The 20,250-nt window shown below is 65.0% G+C and carries 24 protein-coding genes; 15 read left to right on the top strand and 9 right to left on the bottom strand.

From position 1 onward, the window contains the following. Positions 1-70: 70 nt before the first annotated feature. The 4 genes from BMX16_RS07400 to BMX16_RS07415 are packed head-to-tail and all read left to right on the top strand — an operon-like array spanning position 71 to position 2,242. Positions 71-592: a hypothetical protein gene (locus BMX16_RS07400; protein WP_089901043.1), complete on the top strand. Its 522-nt coding sequence runs from the start codon at positions 71-73 to the stop codon at positions 590-592. A 2-nt stretch (positions 593-594) separates the two neighbouring features. Further along, complete coding sequence (locus tag BMX16_RS07405) at positions 595-993, top strand: phage holin family protein (protein WP_089901046.1); 399 nt, start codon at positions 595-597, stop codon at positions 991-993. Then, a complete protein-coding gene (locus BMX16_RS07410; RefSeq protein ID WP_089901049.1) occupies positions 983-1,561 on the top strand; it encodes a DUF3618 domain-containing protein in 579 nt (192 codons plus the stop codon). The genes BMX16_RS07405 and BMX16_RS07410 overlap by 11 nt, the downstream gene beginning before the upstream one ends. A 42-nt stretch (positions 1,562-1,603) precedes the next feature. Beyond that, a complete protein-coding gene (locus BMX16_RS07415; protein WP_089901052.1) occupies positions 1,604-2,242 on the top strand; it encodes a hypothetical protein in 639 nt (212 codons plus the stop codon). Positions 2,243-2,338: 96 nt separating this feature from the next. On the opposite strand, the gene BMX16_RS07420 is transcribed toward BMX16_RS07415, so the two are convergent. Continuing rightward, a complete protein-coding gene (locus BMX16_RS07420) occupies positions 2,339-3,070 on the bottom strand; it encodes a Crp/Fnr family transcriptional regulator (RefSeq protein WP_089901055.1) in 732 nt (243 codons plus the stop codon). Positions 3,071-3,303: 233 nt separating this feature from the next. Between BMX16_RS07420 and BMX16_RS07425 the strand changes: the two genes are divergently transcribed. Further along, positions 3,304-4,134, top strand: coding sequence for a 3-oxoadipate:acetyl-CoA acetyltransferase (locus BMX16_RS07425; protein WP_089901226.1), 831 nt, complete (start codon positions 3,304-3,306; stop codon positions 4,132-4,134). Here BMX16_RS07425 and BMX16_RS07430 read toward each other — a convergent pair. Next, the gene (locus tag BMX16_RS07430) at positions 4,131-5,036 is read right to left on the bottom strand and encodes a LysR family transcriptional regulator (protein WP_089901058.1); all 906 of its coding nucleotides are present in this window, start codon (positions 5,034-5,036) and stop codon (positions 4,131-4,133) included. The two genes, BMX16_RS07425 and BMX16_RS07430, sit on opposite strands and share 4 nt — an antisense overlap. Before the next feature lie 97 nt (positions 5,037-5,133). Between BMX16_RS07430 and BMX16_RS07435 the strand changes: the two genes are divergently transcribed. The 9 genes from BMX16_RS07435 to BMX16_RS07475 all read left to right on the top strand — a co-directional run bounded on the left by BMX16_RS07435 (position 5,134) and on the right by BMX16_RS07475 (position 14,371). Then, entirely contained in the window at positions 5,134-6,063 is a 930-nt protein-coding gene (locus tag BMX16_RS07435; protein WP_089901061.1) for a VOC family protein, read from the top strand. Positions 6,064-6,066: 3 nt separating this feature from the next. Beyond that, positions 6,067-6,660: an alpha/beta hydrolase gene (locus BMX16_RS07440; protein ID WP_089901064.1), complete on the top strand. Its 594-nt coding sequence runs from the start codon at positions 6,067-6,069 to the stop codon at positions 6,658-6,660. Positions 6,661-6,746: 86 nt separating this feature from the next. Then, positions 6,747-7,808 carry a LacI family DNA-binding transcriptional regulator gene (locus tag BMX16_RS07445; RefSeq protein ID WP_245731412.1) on the top strand — a complete coding sequence of 354 codons (1,062 nt, stop codon included), beginning with the start codon at positions 6,747-6,749 and terminating at the stop codon, positions 7,806-7,808. Between the two features lie 121 nt (positions 7,809-7,929). Continuing rightward, positions 7,930-9,246, top strand: a complete 1,317-nt coding sequence (locus BMX16_RS07450; RefSeq protein ID WP_089901067.1) for an ABC transporter substrate-binding protein — start codon at positions 7,930-7,932, stop codon at positions 9,244-9,246. Between the two features lie 115 nt (positions 9,247-9,361). Beyond that, positions 9,362-10,228, top strand: coding sequence for a carbohydrate ABC transporter permease (locus BMX16_RS07455; RefSeq protein ID WP_089901070.1), 867 nt, complete (start codon positions 9,362-9,364; stop codon positions 10,226-10,228). Positions 10,229-10,241: 13 nt separating this feature from the next. Next, entirely contained in the window at positions 10,242-11,072 is an 831-nt protein-coding gene (locus BMX16_RS07460) for a carbohydrate ABC transporter permease (protein ID WP_089901073.1), read from the top strand. A 13-nt stretch (positions 11,073-11,085) separates the two neighbouring features. Beyond that, the gene (locus tag BMX16_RS07465; RefSeq protein ID WP_089901077.1) at positions 11,086-12,090 is read left to right on the top strand and encodes an ABC transporter ATP-binding protein; all 1,005 of its coding nucleotides are present in this window, start codon (positions 11,086-11,088) and stop codon (positions 12,088-12,090) included. Beyond that, positions 12,087-12,860 carry an L-iditol 2-dehydrogenase gene (locus tag BMX16_RS07470; RefSeq protein WP_089901080.1) on the top strand — a complete coding sequence of 258 codons (774 nt, stop codon included), beginning with the start codon at positions 12,087-12,089 and terminating at the stop codon, positions 12,858-12,860. Before BMX16_RS07465 ends, BMX16_RS07470 begins: the two co-directional genes overlap by 4 nt. Before the next feature lie 38 nt (positions 12,861-12,898). Beyond that, complete coding sequence (locus BMX16_RS07475; protein WP_089901084.1) at positions 12,899-14,371, top strand: mannitol dehydrogenase family protein; 1,473 nt, start codon at positions 12,899-12,901, stop codon at positions 14,369-14,371. 4 nt (positions 14,372-14,375) lie between these two features. Here the strand turns inward: BMX16_RS07475 and BMX16_RS07480 are convergent, their stop codons facing one another. Further along, entirely contained in the window at positions 14,376-15,185 is an 810-nt protein-coding gene (locus BMX16_RS07480) for a division plane positioning ATPase MipZ (RefSeq protein ID WP_089901087.1), read from the bottom strand. 354 nt (positions 15,186-15,539) lie between these two features. On the opposite strand from BMX16_RS07480, the gene BMX16_RS07485 reads away from it, so the two are divergent. After that, entirely contained in the window at positions 15,540-16,883 is a 1,344-nt protein-coding gene (locus tag BMX16_RS07485; RefSeq protein WP_089901091.1) for a DEAD/DEAH box helicase, read from the top strand. A 53-nt stretch (positions 16,884-16,936) separates the two neighbouring features. Here BMX16_RS07485 and BMX16_RS07490 read toward each other — a convergent pair whose 3' ends face one another. The 6 genes from BMX16_RS07490 to BMX16_RS07515 form a co-directional block, all read right to left on the bottom strand. Further along, a complete protein-coding gene (locus BMX16_RS07490) occupies positions 16,937-17,257 on the bottom strand; it encodes a DMT family transporter (RefSeq protein WP_089901095.1) in 321 nt (106 codons plus the stop codon). Between the two features lie 19 nt (positions 17,258-17,276). Further along, positions 17,277-17,828: a cysteine hydrolase family protein gene (locus tag BMX16_RS07495; RefSeq protein WP_089901098.1), complete on the bottom strand. Its 552-nt coding sequence runs from the start codon at positions 17,826-17,828 to the stop codon at positions 17,277-17,279. 108 nt (positions 17,829-17,936) lie between these two features. Beyond that, the gene (gene rpmE, locus BMX16_RS07500) at positions 17,937-18,158 is read right to left on the bottom strand and encodes a 50S ribosomal protein L31 (RefSeq protein ID WP_089901101.1); all 222 of its coding nucleotides are present in this window, start codon (positions 18,156-18,158) and stop codon (positions 17,937-17,939) included. 11 nt (positions 18,159-18,169) lie between these two features. Next, positions 18,170-18,547: a 50S ribosomal protein L19 gene (gene rplS / locus BMX16_RS07505; RefSeq protein WP_089901104.1), complete on the bottom strand. Its 378-nt coding sequence runs from the start codon at positions 18,545-18,547 to the stop codon at positions 18,170-18,172. A 51-nt stretch (positions 18,548-18,598) separates the two neighbouring features. After that, positions 18,599-19,441 (bottom strand): tRNA (guanosine(37)-N1)-methyltransferase TrmD, encoded by an 843-nt coding sequence (gene trmD, locus BMX16_RS07510; protein ID WP_089901107.1) that lies wholly within the window; start codon positions 19,439-19,441, stop codon positions 18,599-18,601. After that, the gene (locus BMX16_RS07515; RefSeq protein WP_089901110.1) at positions 19,438-20,232 is read right to left on the bottom strand and encodes a hypothetical protein; all 795 of its coding nucleotides are present in this window, start codon (positions 20,230-20,232) and stop codon (positions 19,438-19,440) included. The genes trmD and BMX16_RS07515 overlap by 4 nt, the downstream gene beginning before the upstream one ends. Positions 20,233-20,250 lie beyond the last annotated feature (18 nt).

Consider the following 20,250-nt stretch of genomic DNA (forward strand, 5'->3'; position numbering starts at 1 on the left):
TCATCAATCAGACACGTGCGGTGGATGACGGGTCGCTGACCCCGATCCCCGCCACATTCGAGGATTGATGATGACCTATTCCGATCAGAACATGGATGCTGCCAAGCGCAACGTCGAAAATGCCGCCCATGACGCCGAGAATCGTGCAAAGCACATCGTCGATGACGTGACGGCACAGGCCAAGACTGTTGCCACTGAGACCAAGGACACGATCCTTGGCGAAGTGTCCCAGCGTGCGGATGCGGTCAAGGGTGCTGCGGCCACCGAAGTCGGCAACGTCGCCGCGGCGCTGCGCAAGGCTGCACAGGAATCACGCAGCGGCAGCGCACAGGAACGCACGTTCGGCCAGATCGCCGACACGCTGGCCGACGCATCCGATGCGATCAGCAACAAGGATCTGGGCACCGCGATCAGCGACATCGGCGAGTTCGCGCGTCGTAACCCGCTGACGTTCCTCGCCGGTGCGGCACTGGCCGGCTTTGCCGTCAGCCGCTTCGTCAAGGCGTCCGACCGCCACTCTTATGACGACCGCGACAACGCCAACGTCTATACGGGCGACACGGTCGACGCCAACCGGAACGGGCGGGTCTGACCATGGACCGTCAGGACCCCCGTAGCACGGGTTCGCTGCTGACGGACGTGCTGGGCAGCATCGGCAACTTGCTGCGGCAGGAAGTCGATCTGGCCCGCGCGGAAGTGGACGAGAACCTCAAGAAGGCTGGCAAGGCGCTGTTCCTGCTGATCGGCGCATTGATCCTTGCCTTCATCGGGTTGTCGGTGCTGTCGACGGCGGCGATTTCGGCACTCGTGCTCGCCGGGATCGGGTCCTTGTGGGCCACGATCATCGTCGGTCTGGTGGTTCTGGTGATTGCCGGGATCCTCGGCTCCGTCGGGATCAAGCGGCTGAAGCTGTCGAGCATCGCGCCAAGCCGTGCCGCACGCAACCTCAAGGCCGACATCAACATGATGAAGGAGGCCTACAATGACCGCTGACTATCGCACCGCCAAGGAGATCGAGGCCGAGATTGCCGCCGAGCGCGCCAAGCTGAGTGGTGATCTGAGTATGCTGCAGGACCGGCTGACCGTGGATGGGTTGATGGACGAAGTCCGCATGCAGGTCCGTGGTCAGATCGACGAAGTGACGATGCAATTGCGTGGACAGTTCAAATCGGTCGGCACCGAGGTGTTCGGTACGATGCGCGACCAGATCGCGACGACGGGCGATGTGATCGCACGATCGGCGCGCAGCAATCCGTGGCCCTATGCGGTGATCGGTGCGGGTCTGGCATGGCTGGCCGTGTCCCAGGCGATGCCGGAACGTGGTAAGCCCAAGACCCGGATCGGGATGGCGCCGGTCAAGTCGGTCACGCCCGTGCGTCAGCCACGCTACGACAGCAGCCCTGCCGACATGGCAGCCGCACGGCTGGAACGCGATGCGGACGGATGGGCGACGGCTGTGCTGGATGCCCAGTCCCATGCCGTGCCGTCCTATGACCGCGACGATTACGACGCACCCGGATGGGCGCGCGACGAAACCTGGGATGCAACGCGGCGCCTGTGACGGCGACTGCGACCCCCATTCACTGAACAAAGGACTTTTCCGATGAGCACGACGAAAGACTACATGAACGACGCGAACGACAAGGCTCACAAGCTGGCGCACGATGCGAACGACAAGGCGCACAAGCTGGCCCACGATGCCAACGACAAGGCGCACGAGATCGCCCATAACGTCAGTGCAGAGGCACGCCGTCTACGCGAACGTCTGGCCGAGGGTACCGAGCATCTGTCCGAAGCCGCGCGCGAGCGTGTGATCGATGCGCGCGAGCGCGCCATCGAAGCACGCCGTCAGGCCAGCCGCGCCCTGGCCGGCGGACGTGACAACGCCGTCGACCTGTTCGAGCGTCAGCCTCTGGTCGTCGGCGCACTCGCATTCGCCGTCGGTGCTGCCGTGGCGGCGTTGCTGCCCAAGACCCGGACCGAGGACGCCTATCTGGGTGCCCGTCGCGATGCCCTCATGGACGAGGCGGAGCGCGTCTATCACGAGGAAAAAGGCCGTGCAGAGCGTGCATTGAGCGCCGCAAAGACCGAGCTGTCCAGTGCCGCAAAAGACGCGACGGAGGCTGCCACCACCGCGCTGAAGTCTGCCGCGAACGAGGCCGAGACCGCAGCCCGTGACACCGCCGACCGCGTGGCCAAGGAAGCGACGAAAGCCGCAAAGAAAGCCGACAAGGACAAGTAAGTCATTGTCCTGCAGGACATTATACTGTCAGCATGAAAAAACGGGGCTCCGCATGGCGGGGCCCCGTTTTGCATGTGTCGGATCATCCTGCGGCCCTCAGCTGGCCCAGTTCACGTCGAGGCAGCCGAACCGATCCTGAAAATTCAGGCGCTGTTCCCATGCTGCCCGGTCGGTGATCCGGACATAGGGGCGTGACAACGTTAGCTGGCCGGACTTCTGCAGACCGCGCAGAAGGCGGTTTACATAGATGTCCGTCAGACCCAGCGCGTCACCAATCTCCTTCTGAGAGAAGGGCAGCGGAAACCTGTCCGACGCGTGGTCCATGGTCTGTTCGGTCTTGGCTTTGATCGACAGCAGGAAATGCATCAGCCGATCTTCCGCGCTGAAGCGCGTGATGGCATGCAGCCGGTCGTTCATCGCCGTCGCATCCAGCGACGACAGCGACAGCAGCATCGCGAACAGGCGCGGTTGCGACAGGCCAAGGTCGCACAGCGCGCTGCGGCTGAGCAGATTGACTACGCCATCGGTCTGCATCGTCGTTTCGTGCTGCGGGGCCTTGAACCCAAGATCCGACAGACCGATGATGTCGCCCGCCATGTAGATCTGCGTGATCGTGGTCTGATCCCCGGCGCTGCGCACCCGCGCGACGGCCCAGCCGGACCGCAGGATCGCGATCCGGTCGTCGGGGCGCGTATCGGTAAAGACGGGGTCGCGCTTCGACCGGCTTTCCGGCTGGCCTTCCAGCCTGATCAGCGCCTCACGCTCGACCGTGTCCAGCGTCGCGTGTCGGCAGATACGCGTCAGGAACGCGCTTTGGTTGGGTTTCACACTGTCGTCCTTTCAAATCATGTCACGACGGACGCCGCAGCCCGAAACGGATCATCCGGGGCAAGTCCGATTCGCGTGTCTTGCTATGTGTTAGGTCCGAGCAGGTGCGTTCGATATAAACTGGTTTAATCGCAGGTCGCTTTTGCGGAAAAGTTCGGGACGGGTCGCCGCGGTCTTTTCATTCGCATGCTGCGGATCGATAGTCCCGCAGACAGCAAGACCGAGGTATGCCCATGACGACCCCCTGCATCATCTGCGTCGCTATCACCGGATCCGTCCCGACGCGCGCCGACAATCCAGCCGTGCCCGTCACCGTGACTGAGCAAATCGAAAGCACTCAGGCGGCGTTCGAGGCGGGTGCAGCCATCGTCCACGCCCATGTCCGCAATCCCGACGAGACGCCCAGCAGCGATCCCGAAAAGTTCGCGGCACTGAAGCAGGGTCTGGAAAAGCATTGCCCCGGCATGATTATCCAGTTTTCCACCGGTGGGCGGTCCGGGGCAGGGCAGGCGCGCGGCGCGATGCTGTCGCTGCGTCCCGACATGGCGTCCCTGTCGGTCGGGTCCAACAACTTTCCCACCCGCGTCTATGAAAACCCGCCCGATCTGGTCGATTGGCTGGCCGCGGAGATGCTGACCCACGACGTGAGACCAGAGGTGGAGGCCTTTGACCTGTCCCACATCCTGGGTGCCGCAAGGCTGCACAAGGAAGGCAAGATCAAGGACACGCCCTATGTGCAGTTCGTCATGGGGGTGAAGAACGCCATGCCTGCCGACCGGCACGTGTTCGACTATTACGTGCAGACGGTCGAGCGGCTGTTTCCCGGTGCGCCGTGGTGCGCCGCCGGGATCGGTCCCAATCAGGCGGTGCTGAATGACTGGGCGATTTCCAGCGGTGGTCATGCCCGCACGGGGCTGGAGGATAACATCCGCCTCGATCGCGACACCCTCGCCCCGTCGAATGCGGCATTGGTGGAACGCACGGTCGCGGTCTGCGACCGCTATGAGCGGCCCGTGGCGACATGGCAGCAGGCCCGCGCGCTGCTGGGCCTGCGCGCAGGCTAGAGCGGGGCCACGCCCATTGCCCCCTCGATACAGGCGGTGAACCGGTTGAGGGCGGCAGGCAGCCTGCGGTAGGGCGGGAAATACGCGGTCAGCCAGATCTGGGGCGGCTGCCAGTCGGGCAGTAGACGCACCAGCCGTCCCGCCGCGATGGCGTCGCGCAGCAGGAAATCCGGCAGCAGCGCGATCCCCTGTCCCGCCACCGCCAGTTGTGCCAGCAGATCGCCGTTGTCGCATGTGAACGTGGCCGGCACGCGCACGGGGGCCGTCAGGCCCGACGCAGGATCGGTCAGCTGCCATACCTCGCCCTGTGCCAGGTGCGCATAGGCCAGTCCGCTGTGTCGTTGCAGGTCGGCTGGCGTCAGCGGCGTGCCGTGGCGCGACAGGTAGTCCGGCGACGCCACCATGGATCTCGGCACGGGCGCGATCTTGCGCCAGATCGTGGACAGATCGTCAGGTGCGCCGGAGATACGCAGCGCCATGTCCAGATCGTCGGTCAAAATGTCCACGAATCGGTCGGTCAGGCTGATCTGCATCTCGATGTCCGGTGCCTCGGCCCGGAACCGGATGAGCGGGTCCGACAGGGCATGCAGACCGAACGACAGCGGCACGGAGACACGCAAGGTGCCCGTCAGCGTCGTCTGATAGGCCCGCACCCCGTCCTGCGCCTGTGCTAAACCATCCACCAAGGGTGTGACCTGCGCACGGAACGCCGTACCCGCCTGCGTCAGCGATACCCGCCGCGTCGTGCGCACCAGCAGTTGCACACCCAAGCGCCGCTCCAGTTCCGATACGGTGCGCGTGACCGACGACGGTGCGACGCCAAGGGTCGTGGCCGCGCGGCTGAAGCTTTGCGCCTCGGCCACGGCGAGGAATGCCGCAATTTGCTCCAACGCGCCTGCCATCTGACTATTGCGCCTTTCGCAATGGATTGCGCTGCAATGTTGCGATTATCGCATCGGGTGTCGAGTGCTATCTGTTCTTCAACCAAAGGAGATCACCATGCTGAACCAGATCAAGGGCCTGCACCACATGACCTCGATCGCGTCTGACGCGGTCGAAAACAACGCATTCTTTACCCAGGCGCTGGGCCTGCGCCGGGTCAAGAAAACCGTGAACTTCGACGCACCGGACGTTTATCACCTGTATTATGGCGACGAAGTCGGAAATCCCGGCAGTGTCATGACCTATTTCCCGTTCCAAGACGCCGCCAAGGGTCGTCGCGGCACCGGCGAAGTCGGCGAGACGGTGTTCTCCGTGCCCACCGGCAGCCTGCCCTATTGGGCCGACCGTCTGGGTGCCGCCGCTGAAGGCGTGCAGTCCGTCGACCATTTCGGCGAGAAACGCCTGACCTTCCGTACGTCCGATGGCGAAGGGTTCGCCGTGGCCGAAGTCACCGACGACAACCGTGACGGCTGGACCGGCAACGGCATCGACGCCGACCACGCGATCCGCGGCTTTCACGGGGCCACCATGCGCCTGCAGGATACCGGCGCCATGGCCGAGTTGCTGCAGTTCATGGGCTACGACAAGGTCGAGACGCGCGGCAACGTCACCCGGTTCGCGGTGGCAGAGGGCACCGGGGCCAACACCATCGACCTCGAAGAGCTGAAGTCCACGCCCCACGCCAGTCAGGGCGCGGGGTCGGTGCATCACATCGCCTTTGCCGTGGAAAACCGCGCCGCACAGCTCGAGGTGCGCAAGGCGCTGCTGGATACCGGCTATCAGGTGACGCCGGTGATCGACCGGGACTATTTCTGGGCGATCTATTTCCGCACCCCCGGCGGCGTGCTGTTCGAGGTGGCGACGAACGAACCCGGCTTCGACCGGGACGAGGACCGTGCCCATCTGGGCGAAGGCTTGAAGCTGCCGACGCAGCACGAACGCCTGCGCCCGTTCCTAGAACAGCACCTGCAACCGCTGGGGAATTGACCGATGTATCGTTTTGCGGAAACGCAGGGTGAGGCGGGTGCACCGCTTGTGTTCACGTTTCACGGGACGGGTGGCAGCGCGGTCCAGTTTCACGGACTGGCAGGCGAGTTGATTCCGGGGGCGCATGTGATTTCGCCGCAGGGCGATGTCAGCGAACACGGTGCCGCACGGTTCTTTCGCCGCACAGGCGAGGGTGTCTATGACATGGACGACCTTGCCCTGCGCCGCGCGGCGATGCGCGATTTCGTGGTGCAGGCCGTAGCGCGGCTGGAGCCATCGCGGGTCGTGGGGCTGGGCTATTCGAACGGTGCGAATATTCTGGCCGCCGTGATGCTGGACGGGCCGCGCCTGTTCGACAGTGCCGTGCTGCTGCACCCGCTGATCCCGTGGCAGCCGGACACGAACCCGGCGTTGGCCGGCGTCGACGTGCTGATCACTGCAGGTCGGCGCGACCCGATCTGCCCCGCACCGCAGACGCAAGGACTGGCCGATGCGCTGTCCGGCATGGGGGCCACCGTGGATCTGCACTGGCATCCGGGCGGACACGAGATTGCGCAGTCCGAACTGACGGCGATTCAAGCCGCGCTTTCCCGCTGAACGCGACTTGCCGTTGCAACTGGATCGGGCTAGTATTTTTACAGTTGTAAAAGTATTGGCCCGGTCCGACCGGCACGGAGTTTCGTTTGGAAAAGACGACACCGCCCGATGGCAAGAAACCGCAGATCGCCACGATGGAGGCGCTCTCCGTCGCCATCGGCGTATCACGCCCCACCCTGTCACGGTATTTCCAGGATCCGGCGTCGGTCAGCCGGTCATCCGTTGACCGCATCCGCGAGGGGCTGGAGCGCGTCGAATACGTTCCGAACTTTTTTGCGACCCGGATGAACCGCAAATCGACGGGGATGATCGGCGTCATCATCCCCTATCTGAACGACCTGTTCTTTACCCGGCTTCTGGAAGCGATCGAGATCGCCGCGATGGAAGCGGGGTTCACCGTCATCAGCCAATGCAGCCATTCCGACCCCGCGATCGAGGCGCGAGCCGTCGAGACCTTCATGTCGATGAACGTGGACGGGGCTCTGGTCGTGCCATTAGGTAACCAGAGCGATCTGGATGCCTGCAAGCGGCTGAATGCGCGACTGCCCCTCGTGCTGGTCGATTCGCGGCCCAAGCCCTTGTCCGAGCTGGATTTCATCGGCACCGACCATGTGCAGAGCACGGGTCTGATGACGGAATACCTGTGCCGTGTCGGCGCACCGCCGGTGTTCCTTGCCATGCCGCGCGTCAATTTCAACGCGGTAGAGCGCGAGAACGCCTATCTGTCGAAAATGCACGAGTTGGGTCACGCCCCCATGGTCATCGGGACCGACAGTCTGAACGAGGATGGGCATTTCGAGGCGCATGGTCAGGTCGTGCTGGCTGAACAGTTTGCCCGTGGCGCGTTGGTGGATGCGACGATCCTCGCCGTGAACGACCGGGTTGCGCTGGGCGCGCTGCGGGCCGCATGGCAATACGGGCTGCAACCGGGGGCGTTGCGCCATGGTGGTCTGCGAATCGCCGGTCACGACGATTTCCCGTTGTGCGACTACACCACGCCACGGATCACCACGGTGTCGCAGAACGTCGATGCGATCGGGCGCGCCGCCGTGGCGCGCCTGACCGACAGGATACGCGCGGAAAACAAGGCGGACGGTCAGATCGTCCAACTGTTCGATGGCGTGCTGAAAGTTCGTGAATCCGCGTGATTTTTCCGGTGCCTGCGCAGTAATGCTGCGTTGCAGAGACGATTTACATAATTTTGCGTTGACGCAGGGGCTGGCGCGCCCCTACACATTGACGCACGTAAAATGTTTCTGGGAGGAAACCATGATTTTGAAGAGCGCCCTTTGGGGCTCTGCGGCAGGTGTGTGCCTGGCTGCAGGCCTGGCCACCATCGCCACCGCCGAGGAAATCACCATCGCCACCGTGAACAACGGCGACATGGTCCGCATGCAGGCCCTGTCCCCCGCGTGGGAAGAGCAGACCGGCAACACCATCAACTGGGTCGTGCTGGAGGAGAACGTGCTGCGTCAGAACGTGACCACCGACATCTCGACCGGTGGCGGCCAGTATGACGTCATGACGATCGGCACGTACGAGGCACCGATCTGGGGCGCGAACGACTGGCTGGTGTCGCTGAACGATGGTATGGCCGACGACTGGAACGCCGACGACCTGCTGCCTGCGATCCGTGGCGGCCTGACCGTCGATGGCACACTGGTCGCAGCGCCGTTCTATGGCGAATCCTCGATGGTCATGTACCGCCGCGACCTGATGGAAGCTGCCGGTCTGGAAATGCCGGAGGCACCCACCTGGCAGTTCATCCGTGAAGCCGCCGCCGCGATGACCGACCGCGACGCCGACATCAACGGCATCTGCGCACGCGGCAAGGCCGGCTGGGGCGAGAACATGGCCTTCCTGACCGCCATGTCGAACTCCTTCGGCGCACGCTGGTTCGACATGGACTGGACCGCGCAGTTCGACAGCCCCGAGTGGGCCGAGACGCTGACCTTCTACCTCGAGATGATGGCCGAATCCGGTCCCGCCGGTGCCGCCAACAACGGCTTCAACGAAAACCTGACGCTGTTCCAGCAGGGCAAGTGCGGCATGTGGATCGATGCCACGGTCGCCGCATCCTTCGTCACCAACCCCGAGGACAGCACCGTGGCCGATCAGGTCGGCTTCGCACTGGCCCCCGATACGGGTCTGGGCAAGCGCGGCAACTGGCTGTGGGCCTGGTCGCTGGCGATCCCCGCGTCGTCCGACAAGCAGGAGATCGCCAAGGACTTCATCAGCTGGGCCACCGGACCGGGCTACACCACGCTCGTCGCCGAGAACGAAGGCTGGGCCAACGTCCCGCCGGGCACGCGTCAGTCGCTCTATGACAACGCCGAGTATCTGGCCGCCGCGCCCTTTGCGCAGATGACGCTGGACAGCATCAATTCTGCCGATCCGACCGCACCTTCGGTGCAAGAGGTGCCCTATACCGGCGTCCAGTTCGTCGCGATCCCGGAATTTGCGGGCATCGCCACGCAGGTGGGTCAGCAGTTCAGCGACGCGCTGGCCGGCAACATGACAGCCGAGGAGGCGCTCGCCGCCGCCCAGACTCTGACGACCGAAGAGATGGAAGCCGCAGGCTACTGATTCCCTCTCTTGCACCAGCCGGGCGGTTCCCGGCTGGTGCAACCTCCGCATGGGCCTGTTCCGTGCAGCACGCCCCCCGCATCGCAGGCGCACCCCCTGCCGACAGGAGCCGGTCATGGCCACGCAACATTCCCGCACGTCCGCCCGCATCATGGTCGCCCCAGCCGTCTTTGTGCTGCTGGTCTGGATGCTGGTGCCGCTGTGCATGACGCTCTATTTTTCCTTCGCCGATTACCGCCCGCTGCGGGCGACGTTCGACGCGTGGATCGGGTTCGACAACTACGTGTCGTTCCTGACATCCGACTCCTTCCTCAGTTCCGTCGGCGTCACGCTGCAGATGGTCGCCGGCATCCTGTGCATCACCATCGGCGGCGGTGTGGTGCTGGCGCTTCTTCTGGATCAGCCGATGTTCGGGCAGGGGATCGTCCGCATCCTCGTGATCGCACCCTTCTTCGTCATGCCCACCGTATCGGCGCTGGTGTGGAAGAACATGTTCTTCAACGTGGACAACGGGTTGTTCAGCTATCTCTGGCGGTTCTTCGGCGCACAGCCCTATGACTTCCTGTCACAGGCCCCGCTGTTCTCCATCATCGTGATCGTCGCGTGGCAGTGGCTGCCGTTCGCCACGCTGATCCTGCTGACCGCCGTGCAATCGCTCAGCTCCGAACAGCTGGAGGCGGCCGAGATGGACGGCGCGCCGCCCCTGTCGCGGTTCTGGCACATCATCCTGCCGCACCTGTCCCGCGCGATCACCGTGGTGATTCTGATCCAGACGATTTTCCTGCTGTCGATCTTTGCGGAAATCTTCGTGACGACCAACGGCGCCTTCGGCACCCGGACGCTGACCTATCTCGTCTATCAGCGCGTACTTGAAAGCCAGAACATCGGTCTGGGGTCCGCGGGCGGCATCGTCGCCGTCATCCTCGCCAACGTCGTTGCCATCTTCCTGATGCGCATCGTCGGCAAAAACCTCGACAACTGAAGGAACGCTCCTCATGGCCCGCGCGATCAGCACGCCCAAGAAGATCATGTGGACGGCCCTCGCCTGGGGCGTCGGACTGCTGATCTTCTTTCCGATCCTCTGGACGTTCCTCACCAGTTTCAAGACCGAGGCCACGGCGATCTCGGACCCGCCGGTGTGGTTCCTGTTCGACTGGACGACCGAGAACTACTCCGACGTTCTGGCCCGGTCGAACTACCCGCTGGCGCTGATGAACTCGATCATCATCGCCGTGGGCTCGACCTTGCTGGGCATCGTCATCGCGGTGCCTGCCGCATGGGCCATGGCCTTTGTCCCCGGCAAACGGACCAAGGACGTGCTGATGTGGATGCTGTCCACCAAGATGTTGCCAGCGGTCGGTGTCCTCTATCCGCTGGTGCTGATCGCGAAATATCTGAACGTCTACGACAGCCGCATCATGCTGATCGTCGTGCTGATGCTGATCAACCTGCCGATCATCGTCTGGATGCTCTACACCTACTTCCGCGAAATCCCCGGAGAGATCCTGGAGGCCGCGCGGATGGACGGCGCCAGCTTGGGCAAGGAGATCATCTATGTCCTGACGCCGATGGCGCTGCCGGGCATCGCATCGACCATCCTGCTGAACATCATCCTCGCGTGGAACGAGGCGTTCTGGACGATCCTGCTGACCACCGTGGACGCCGCACCGCTGACCAAGTTCATCGCCAGCTTTTCCGCACCCGAAGGGCTGTTCTACGCCAAACTCTCGGCCGCCTCGATCATGGCCATCGCGCCGATCATCGTGATGGGCTGGTTCAGCCAGAAACAACTCGTCCGGGGCCTGACCTTCGGCGCCGTGAAATAAGGAAGGAACACCCATGGGACGCATCACACTCGACCGCGTGCAGAAGAAATTCGGAGATGTGGAGGTTATTCCGCCGCTGGACCTGATCATCGAGGACGGCGAGTTCGTCGTCTTCGTCGGCCCCTCGGGCTGCGGGAAATCCACCCTGCTGCGCCTGATCGCAGGCCTGGAGGATGTCTCCGGCGGAGAGATCCGCATCGACGGACGCCCCGCCACGGATCTGCCGCCCGCCAAGCGCGGGCTGGCGATGGTGTTCCAGTCCTACGCCCTCTATCCGCACATGAGCGTGCGCAAGAACATCGCGTTCCCGCTGAAGATGGCGGGCATGGCGCAGGACGAACAGGACCGCCGCATCGCCAAGGCGGCGACGGCGCTGAACCTGACCGACTACCTCGATCGCCGCCCCGGCCAGTTGTCCGGCGGTCAGCGCCAGCGGGTCGCCATCGGGCGGGCCATCGTGCGCGAACCCGCTGCCTTTCTGTTCGACGAACCACTGTCCAACCTCGACGCCGCGCTGCGCGTCGGGATGCGGATGGAGATTTCGGAACTGCACAAGACGCTGGCGACCACGATGATCTACGTCACCCACGATCAGGTAGAGGCGATGACCATGGCCGACAAGATCGTGGTGCTGCGGGCGGGTCACGTCGAACAGGTCGGCTCGCCGCTGGAGCTTTACAAGACACCGCGCAACACCTTCGTCGCGGGGTTCATCGGGTCGCCGAAGATGAACCTGCTGACGGGCGCCGCTGCCGCCGCACACGGGGCGGCGACCATCGGCATCCGACCGGAGCATCTGGACGTGGTGGACAGCGGTGGCACCTTTACGGGTCGCGTCGGTGTGGCGGAACATCTGGGGTCGGATACGTTCTTTCACGTCCATGTCCCCGAGATGGCAGAGCCGATGACGGTCCGCGCCGGTGGCGAAGTCGGTCTGACCCACGGCGACACCATCCACCTGACGCCGCGCGCGGCGCATATCCACCGTTTCGACGCACAGGGACTTCGCATCGCATGACACGCCTGACCGACAAATCCGCCCTGATCACCGGGTCCGCCCGTGGCATCGGACGGGGTTTCGCCGAACGCTACATCGCCGAAGGGGCGATGGTTGCCATTGCCGACTTGAATATGCATGCGGCACGGGCGGCGGCGGCAGATCTGGGACCGCAGGCCTATGCGGTGCAGATGGACGTGACCGATCAGGCCAGCATCGACGCCGCCATCGCGGCGGTGGTGGCACGCGCTGGCAAGCTTGACATCCTGATCAACAACGCGGCGCTGTTCGACGCGGCCGAAACCGTGGACATCACGCGGGCGAGCTATGACAGGCTCTATGCCGTGAACGTCGCCGGCACCCTGTTCACGATGCAGGCGGCGGCAAAGCAGATGATCGCGCAGGGCCACGGCGGCAAGATCATCAACATGGCCTCTCAAGCCGGGCGGCGGGGCGAAAGCCTCGTGCTTGTGTATTGTTCGACCAAGGCGGCGGTGATTTCCATGACGCAAAGCGCCGGGCTGAACCTGATCCGCCACGGCATCAACGTGAACGCCATCGCGCCGGGTGTGGTGGACGGCGAACACTGGGACCACGTGGACAGCATGTTCGCGCGGCTTGAAGGCAAGCCGCTGGGCCAGAAGAAGGCCGAGGTCGCCGCAGGCGTCCCCGCAGGCCGTTTCGCCGTGCCAGCCGACCTGACCGGCATGGCTGTGTTCCTTGCGTCATCCGAGGCGGATTACATCGTATCCCAGACCTACAACGTGGACGGCGGCCAGTGGATGAGCTGACGACCGCCGCCCCCTCTTGCTCCATTGAAAGACCGATCATGTCGACCGCCCCGAGCCTTGCTAACCTGTCCGCCCTGCCCGAAGGCGTCCGCGTGCCCACCTATGCCCGTGCCGGGCTGTCGCCGGGGATCGTCCACATCGGTCTGGGCAATTTCCACCGGGCACATCAGGCGTGGTATCTGCACCGGCTGATGGACCGTGGTCTGGCGCAGGACTGGGCCATCCTCGGCGCTGGCGTGCGGGCTGCGGACGCTGCCGCGCGGACGAAGATGCTGGCACAGGACTGCCTGACGACGCTGATCGCACTGGACCCCACCGGACGGTCGGCGGAAGTGACGGGATCGATGATCGGCTATGTCCCCGTGGCGGACGGCAATGCGCCCCTGATCGCGGCGATGACCGACCCGGCCATCCGGATCGTGTCCCTGACCGTGACCGAAGGGGGCTATTACAAGACCGGCGACGGCGGGTTCGACGCGGATCACCCCGACATGGCGCATGACGCCGCACATCCCGACACGCCGCGCAGTGCGTTCGGTGCGATGGTGGCGGCACTGGCTGCACGGCGCGCACGCGGCACCGGACCGTTCACCTGCCAGTCCTGCGACAACCTGCAGGGCAACGGCGACATCCTGCGCCAGACGGTCGTGGGGCTGGCGCGCCTGACGGACGCGGACCTTGCGGACTGGATCGACGGCGCCTGCACATTCCCGAACTCCATGGTCGATTGCATCGTCCCTGCCACGGGCCCGTCGGAACTGGCGCTGGCGCGGGATTTCGGCGTCGACGACGCCGTGCCCGTCACGCACGAGGCGTTCCGCCAGTGGGTGATCGAGGATCGTTTTTGCGCGGGGCGGCCCGATTGGGATCTGGTGGGGGCCACGTTCACCGACGACGTGCACGCCTATGAGGCGATGAAGATCCGCATCCTGAACGGCGGCCATCAGGTCATCGCCAACGCGGGCGAGATTGTGGGCGTGCCCACCATCGCCGACTGCATGGCCCACCCGGACATTCACGCCCTGTTCCGCAAGGTCGAGACGGAGGAGATCGTGCCGCACGTCCACGCGGTCCCCGGCATGACGCCACAATCCTACGTCGATCTGATCGACAGCCGCTTTTCCAACCCGGAAATCCGCGACACCACCCGGCGCGTCGCCTTCGACGGCTCGTCGCGGCACACGGGGTTCGTCCTGCCGGTGATCCGCGCGGGGCTGGCTGCGGGCACCCCCGTCGCCGGGCTGGCACTGGTCGAGGCACTGTGGGCCCGCATGTGCGAGGGCACGCGCGAGGATGGCAGCACCATCGACACGAACGACCCAATCTGGGACGATCTGCAGGCGGCGGCAAAGGCGGCACGCGACGACCCGCAGGCGTGGCTGGATCAGCCGCGCCTGTACGGCGATCTGGCGCAGGATGCGAAGTTCGCGCCAGCCTTCGCCCGCTGGCTGCGCATGATCTGGGCGGACGGCACCGTGGCGGCCTTGCGGTCCTACCACGGGCAGGGATGACGCCTCAGAAGTCGGCGTTCACACCCGGCAGGTTCAGAGCCTTGATCAGGTCGCGCAATTCCTGCCGGGCCGCGATGTTCGAGATGTTGAGGTTCTTCACCCCGATGTCGCGCAGGTCGAGCAGCGTCAGCCCGCGCGGGAACAGCTCGCGGAAGATCACCCGTTCGTTGAAACCGGGCGCATTGCGAAAGCCGATGCGCTTGGCGAGTTTTTCGATCACCCGCTCCATCTTGTCCTTGTTCACCATCTGCTGGGCGCCCACACGGTTGCGCACCACGACCCAGTCGATGGGCGACAGCCCCGCCTGCGCCCGCAGCTGCCGGGCATTCCAGACCATCTCGGAATAGACGGACGGGCCGGTGATGTCCTCGCCCGCCGTATCCACATGCGCCAGCAGGTCGAAATCGACGAAGCTGTCGTTCAGCGGCGTCAGCAGCGTGTCGGCCAGACTGTGCGCGACCTGGCTCAGGCGCGTGTGGCTGCCGGGGCAGTCGATCAGGATGAAGTCGCTGGTGGGTTCCAGCGCCGCCACGGCCATCGACAGGCGGTGGTCGAACGCGTTCTCATGCGGGCCCAGTTGCGACTGGTCGATGTCCGGCAGCTCTGCATAGCTGGGCGAGGGGAGGTCGAGCCCCTCGGCGGCCAGGAACTGCTGGCGGTTCGTCATGTAGCGGCCCAGCGACTTCTGCCGCAGGTCCAGATCCAGCGTGCCGACGCGGTGGCCCATCCGTGCAAGGGCCGTGGCCACATGCATGGCGACGGTGGATTTGCCCGCACCGCCCTTTTCGTTGCCCACCACGATGATATGCGCCACAGCCTGCCTCTTGCCCTGTCTCGATTGCGCGCACACTATCTTGTGTGCCGGACCGATGAAAGCGCAAGCGCGCCACCGCGCGGTGTTTCCGGCGGGGCTTGACAGGCGCGGGCCACGGGGTCATGTGCATCGCAGACGACTGATCCTGCCGCGTGAGCAGGGCCGGGCAATGATGCCCCGCACGATCACCGTCGCCATACAGGTTCCCATGATCACGCAGGGGTCCCAGCGCCAGATCGGCGTCAGGGCAATGCGGCTTTGACTGTCAGGATTTCGGCGCAACCTTTGTTGCTGCGCGCACCCCTCCCGTGCGCCCGAACCCGTTGGGCCATGATCGGCCCGGAAAGAATATACATGGATTTCGACATGCTGGGCCTCGCGCCCCGCCTTGTGGCCAAACTGGCCGAGCAGGGCATCACCGACCCCACCCCGATCCAGACGCAGGCCATCCCGCACGCCATGAATGGCCGTGACGTGATGGGCCTCGCCCAGACCGGCACCGGCAAGACGGCGGCCTTTGGCTTGCCGATGATCGACGCGCTGATGAAGGCGGGCGTGAAGCCCAACGCCAAGACCGCCCGCGGTCTGGTTCTGGCCCCGACGCGCGAGTTGGCGAAACAGATTGCCGACAACCTGACCGACTACACCAAGGGCTCGCACCTGAAGGTCGCCCTCGTCGTCGGCGGTGCCGGCATCGTGGCACAGACCAAGCGTCTGGCCACCGGCGTCGACCTGCTGGTCGCGACCCCCGGTCGCCTGATCGACCTGCTGGACCGCCGCGCGATCCGTCTGGACGAGACGGTCTATCTGGTGCTGGACGAGGCCGACCAGATGCTCGACATGGGCTTCATCCACGCCCTGCGCCGCATCGCACCGCTGCTGGCGACACCGCGCCAGACGATGATGTTCTCGGCCACCATGCCGAAGCTGATGGCGGAACTGGCCGATGCGTTCCTGCACGATCCGGTCCGCGTGCAAGTCAACCCTCCCGGTCAGGCGGTCGCCAAGATCGAGCAGTCCGTGCACTTCGTCGCACAGGCCGCCAAGACCGACCTGCTGGTCGATCTGCTGGACAAGCACCGGGACGAGCTCGCGCTGGTCTTTGGCCGCACCAAGCACGGCTGCGAAAAGCTGTACAAGCAATTGGAAGCCAAGGGCTTCGCCGCCGCATCCATCCACGGCAACAAATCCCAAGGTCAGCGCGAACGCGCGATCGAGGCATTCAAGGCCGGCAAGGTCCGCGTGCTGGTCGCCACCGACGTGGCGGCCCGTGGCATCGACATTCCCGGCGTGCGCCACGTCTATAACTACGACTTGCCCAACGTCGCCGAAAACTATGTCCACCGGATCGGCCGTACGGCGCGTGCCGGTGCCGACGGTGCCGCCATCGCGCTGGTCGCCCCGGACGAGATGATCGAGCTGAAGGACATCGAAAAGGCCATGAAGGCCGAGATTCCGATCGCGTCGGGCCGTCCGTGGGACATCCTGCCCGGCCAGAAGAAGCGTCCGAACGGTGGCGGCGGCGGTGGCGGTGGTCGCGGTCGTGGTGCCCCCGGTGGTGGTGGCGGTGCCGGTCGCGGGGCCAAGCCCGCGTTTGCCGGTGCGAAGCCTGCCGGCGGCAAGCCGCAGGGTCAGCGTCGCCGGACTGGTGGCGGCGGTGCCGCTGGTGGTCGCGGACGCTCCGCCTCGGCGGCCTGAGCCATTTCCATGACGACAACGGGGCGCGCCATCACGGCGCGCCCTTTTTCGTGTCAGTGGTTGCCGCCCAGCCCCAGCAGCACCATGCCCGTGACAAGGAACGCCAGACCCGCCAGCGTGGTCAGGCTGATCGCCTCGCCATAGAACAGCCAGCCTATGGTGACGGCGCCGACCGACCCGATTCCCGTCCACACCGGATAGGCGATGCCCACCGGCAGGCTGCGCATGGCCAGCGCCAGCGCCATCATGCTGGCGGCGATCAACACGACCGTCAGCGCGATGATGCCCGGCCCCGGTTTCGCCGCCGCCGTCTTCAACAGGCCCGCCCATGCGGTTTCCAGCAGGCCCGCGATGACCAGAATGACCCATGCCATATCGTGACTCCTTTTTGGCCTAGCGCTGCGACAGCGCGGCGTCCGTGGTGACGACCTTGGCATAGCTCATCGCGAGGGGTGCGAGGAAGGCGGCCTGCACTACGGAGGCCTGCACATCCATGCCGCCGAACGACGCCGCCTTGGCCCCGCAGGCGTCGGAGACGACCGTTACCTTGAACCCCAGATCGGCGGCAGCGCGCACGGTCGCATCGACACACATCTGGGACATCGCCCCGCAAACGATCAGGTCGGCGACGCCCGCTGTGCGCAGACGATCCAGCAGGTCGGTCTGGTGAAACGCATTGGGGCGATGCTTCAGCACCACGGCCTCTGCGCCCTGCGGTGCTACGGCGGAGTTGATCTCTGCACCCGATGTGCCGGGACGAAAGAAGGGGGCTGTATCGGACCCCGCCTCGTGCCGCACATGGATCACCAGATCGCCTGTCGTACGGGCATGACCCAGCAGACGGGCGGCGTTGGCGGCGACGGTGCCCATCCGGTCCACCTCCCATGACCCACCGGGGAAATAGTCGTTCTGAATGTCGATCAGGATCAGGGCCGTCTGGGTCATCGGATGCTCCGGCAGTGCGTTGACCCGAAACCTAGTCCGCCCACGTCCCCCCGCAAACGCAAAACGCCGCCCACTAGGGGCGGCGTTCCGGTCACGCGGCGGTTTGGATCAGAAACCCAGGCCGGCGTACTTGTTCTTGAACTTCGTCACGCGACCGCCGGAGTCCATCAGGCGCGAGGTGCCGCCGGTCCATGCGGGGTGCACGGAGGGGTCGATGTCCAGCGACATCTGATCGCCTTCCTTGCCCCAGGTGGAGCGCATCTGAACCACGGTGCCATCGGTCATCTTGACGTTGATGTCGTGGTAGTCGGGGTGAATACCTTTTTTCATCGTCCGGATCCTTATTTCTGGGCCAGAGGCTTGTAGTTGGTGACTTCGACGATGCGGGCCGACTTGCCGCGACGCGCACGCAGGTAATACAGCTTGGCGCGACGCACCTTGCCGCGACGCACGACCTCGATCGTGTCGATGTTGGTCGAATGCAGGGGGAACACGCGCTCCACGCCTTCGCCGAAGGAGATCTTGCGCACGGTGAACGATCCGGCGATGCCCGATCCGTTCTTGCGGGCGATGCAGACGCCTTCATAATTCTGAACCCGTGTCCGGGTACCTTCGGTCACCTTGTAACCGACGCGGATGGTGTCACCCGCCTTGAAGTCGGGGATCTTTTTCCCCAGCGCAGCAACCTGCTCCGCTTCGATCTGTGCGATGATATCCATATCATGCGCTCCTATGCTTGCACGGGTGTTCCCGCGACGTTGATGCGATCCTCAGAGCTCTCGGTCTTCATCCGGGTCCCTACCGTGTTTGGCACAGTAAGCCCGCCAGAGGTCAGGTCTGCGTTCCTTGGTCAGCCGTTCGGCCTGTGCCCGTCGCCAGTCGGTGATCCGCCCGTGATGCCCCGACAGAAGAACGTCGGGAATGGGGCGGCCGTGCCAGTCGGCGGGTTTCGTATAGTGCGGGTGTTCCAGCAATCCGTCGGAGAACGACTCTTCGACCGTGGACTCCTGATTCCCCAGCACGCCGCGTATAAGACGGACCGTCGCGTCGATCAAGGCCATTGCCGCGATCTCTCCTCCCGTCATGACGAAGTCGCCAAGGCTCACCTCGATCATGTCGAAATGGTCGATCACCCGCTCGTCGATCCCCTCGAACCGACCGCAGAGCAGGGTGACGCCGTCGGCCTCGCTCAGCTTTTGCATCAGGGCTTGGGTCATGGGGCGACCGCGCGGCGTCAGGTAGATCAGCGGCATGTCGCCCCGCGCACCGCTCCGCACGTCGCGCAAGGCGGCCTCCAGCACGTCGGCGCGTAGGACCATGCCGGCGCCGCCACCGGCGGGCGTGTCGTCCACGTTGCGATGCTTGCCCGCGCCGTAACGGCGCAGGTCGGTGACCTGCAATTGCCACAGGTCATCCTTCAGCGCGCGGCCCAGCAGGCTGTCGCCAAGGATGCCGGGAAAGGCGTCAGGCAGCAGGGTCAGCACCTGCGCGGTCCAGACGCCCGCCAGATCGGGCGCGTCGGTCATCAGCTCCTGCGGCTGCAGGCTGGGGCGGATCGTCTTGCGCCCGATGGCGCGGGGTTCGGGCGCGCGGGGTGGGCGGGTGTCAGTCATCGCGCATCACGCAACAGCGCCTCCTTGGCAGCCTTCAGTGTCGCCTTGCTGCCGCCTGCGTGGTTCAGTGACAGAAACTGCGACTCCTGCGCCCGCGTCTGGCGACTGTTGGATCGGGTGGCGTCCGGCAGGCGGTCACGCAGGGCTTGCGGCACATTGGCAAGGTCAAGCACCGCGACGGCAGGGCCAAGGCGGTGGTGGCCCACATCCGCCAGCCGCACGATCTGGACCGGCACATCGAGGGTCGCAGCGATGGCGCGGGCCTCCTGCTCCGGCTCCATCAGATCGGGAAAGCGGGCGCGGAAGGCGATGAAATCCTCGGTCAGATGGACCGATCGCAGCAGGTGGCCATAGACGCTGCGCACCCACCCCTCGCGGTCGCGCACGGTGTAGAGGAAGGTGATCTGCACATCCGCCCCGAACCGCGCGCGGCAGGCGGCGACGATCTGCCGCCCCAGCGGCACGGCGGCGGGGGCATAGCAGCGGACAAGGCGGTTCGGAAACGTGCGGTGGCCGGGCATGATGCCGCTGAACGTCTCTCGCGACAGCACGATGACCGGGGCATCGGGGATCGACCCGAGGAAGCCGTCGAGGCTGCTGCGGAACGCCCGCAGCCGCCATGGGAACGGGCGCTGGCCATAGCGGCGGGCGGCTGTTCCGGCGGCGGGAAAGTCGGCCTTGCCGTAGTAACGCAGATGCGGTTTCAGCGCCGCGCGGTTGCGCTCCATCCACTCCTGCAGGGACGAGGTGCCCGTCTTGTGCAGGCCGGGATGCACGATGACATGCACCATGTCAGACGCGGGTCATCG

Source organism: Loktanella fryxellensis, assembly GCF_900110065.1.
In the GTDB taxonomy this organism is placed as follows: Bacteria; Pseudomonadota; Alphaproteobacteria; order Rhodobacterales; family Rhodobacteraceae; genus Loktanella; species Loktanella fryxellensis.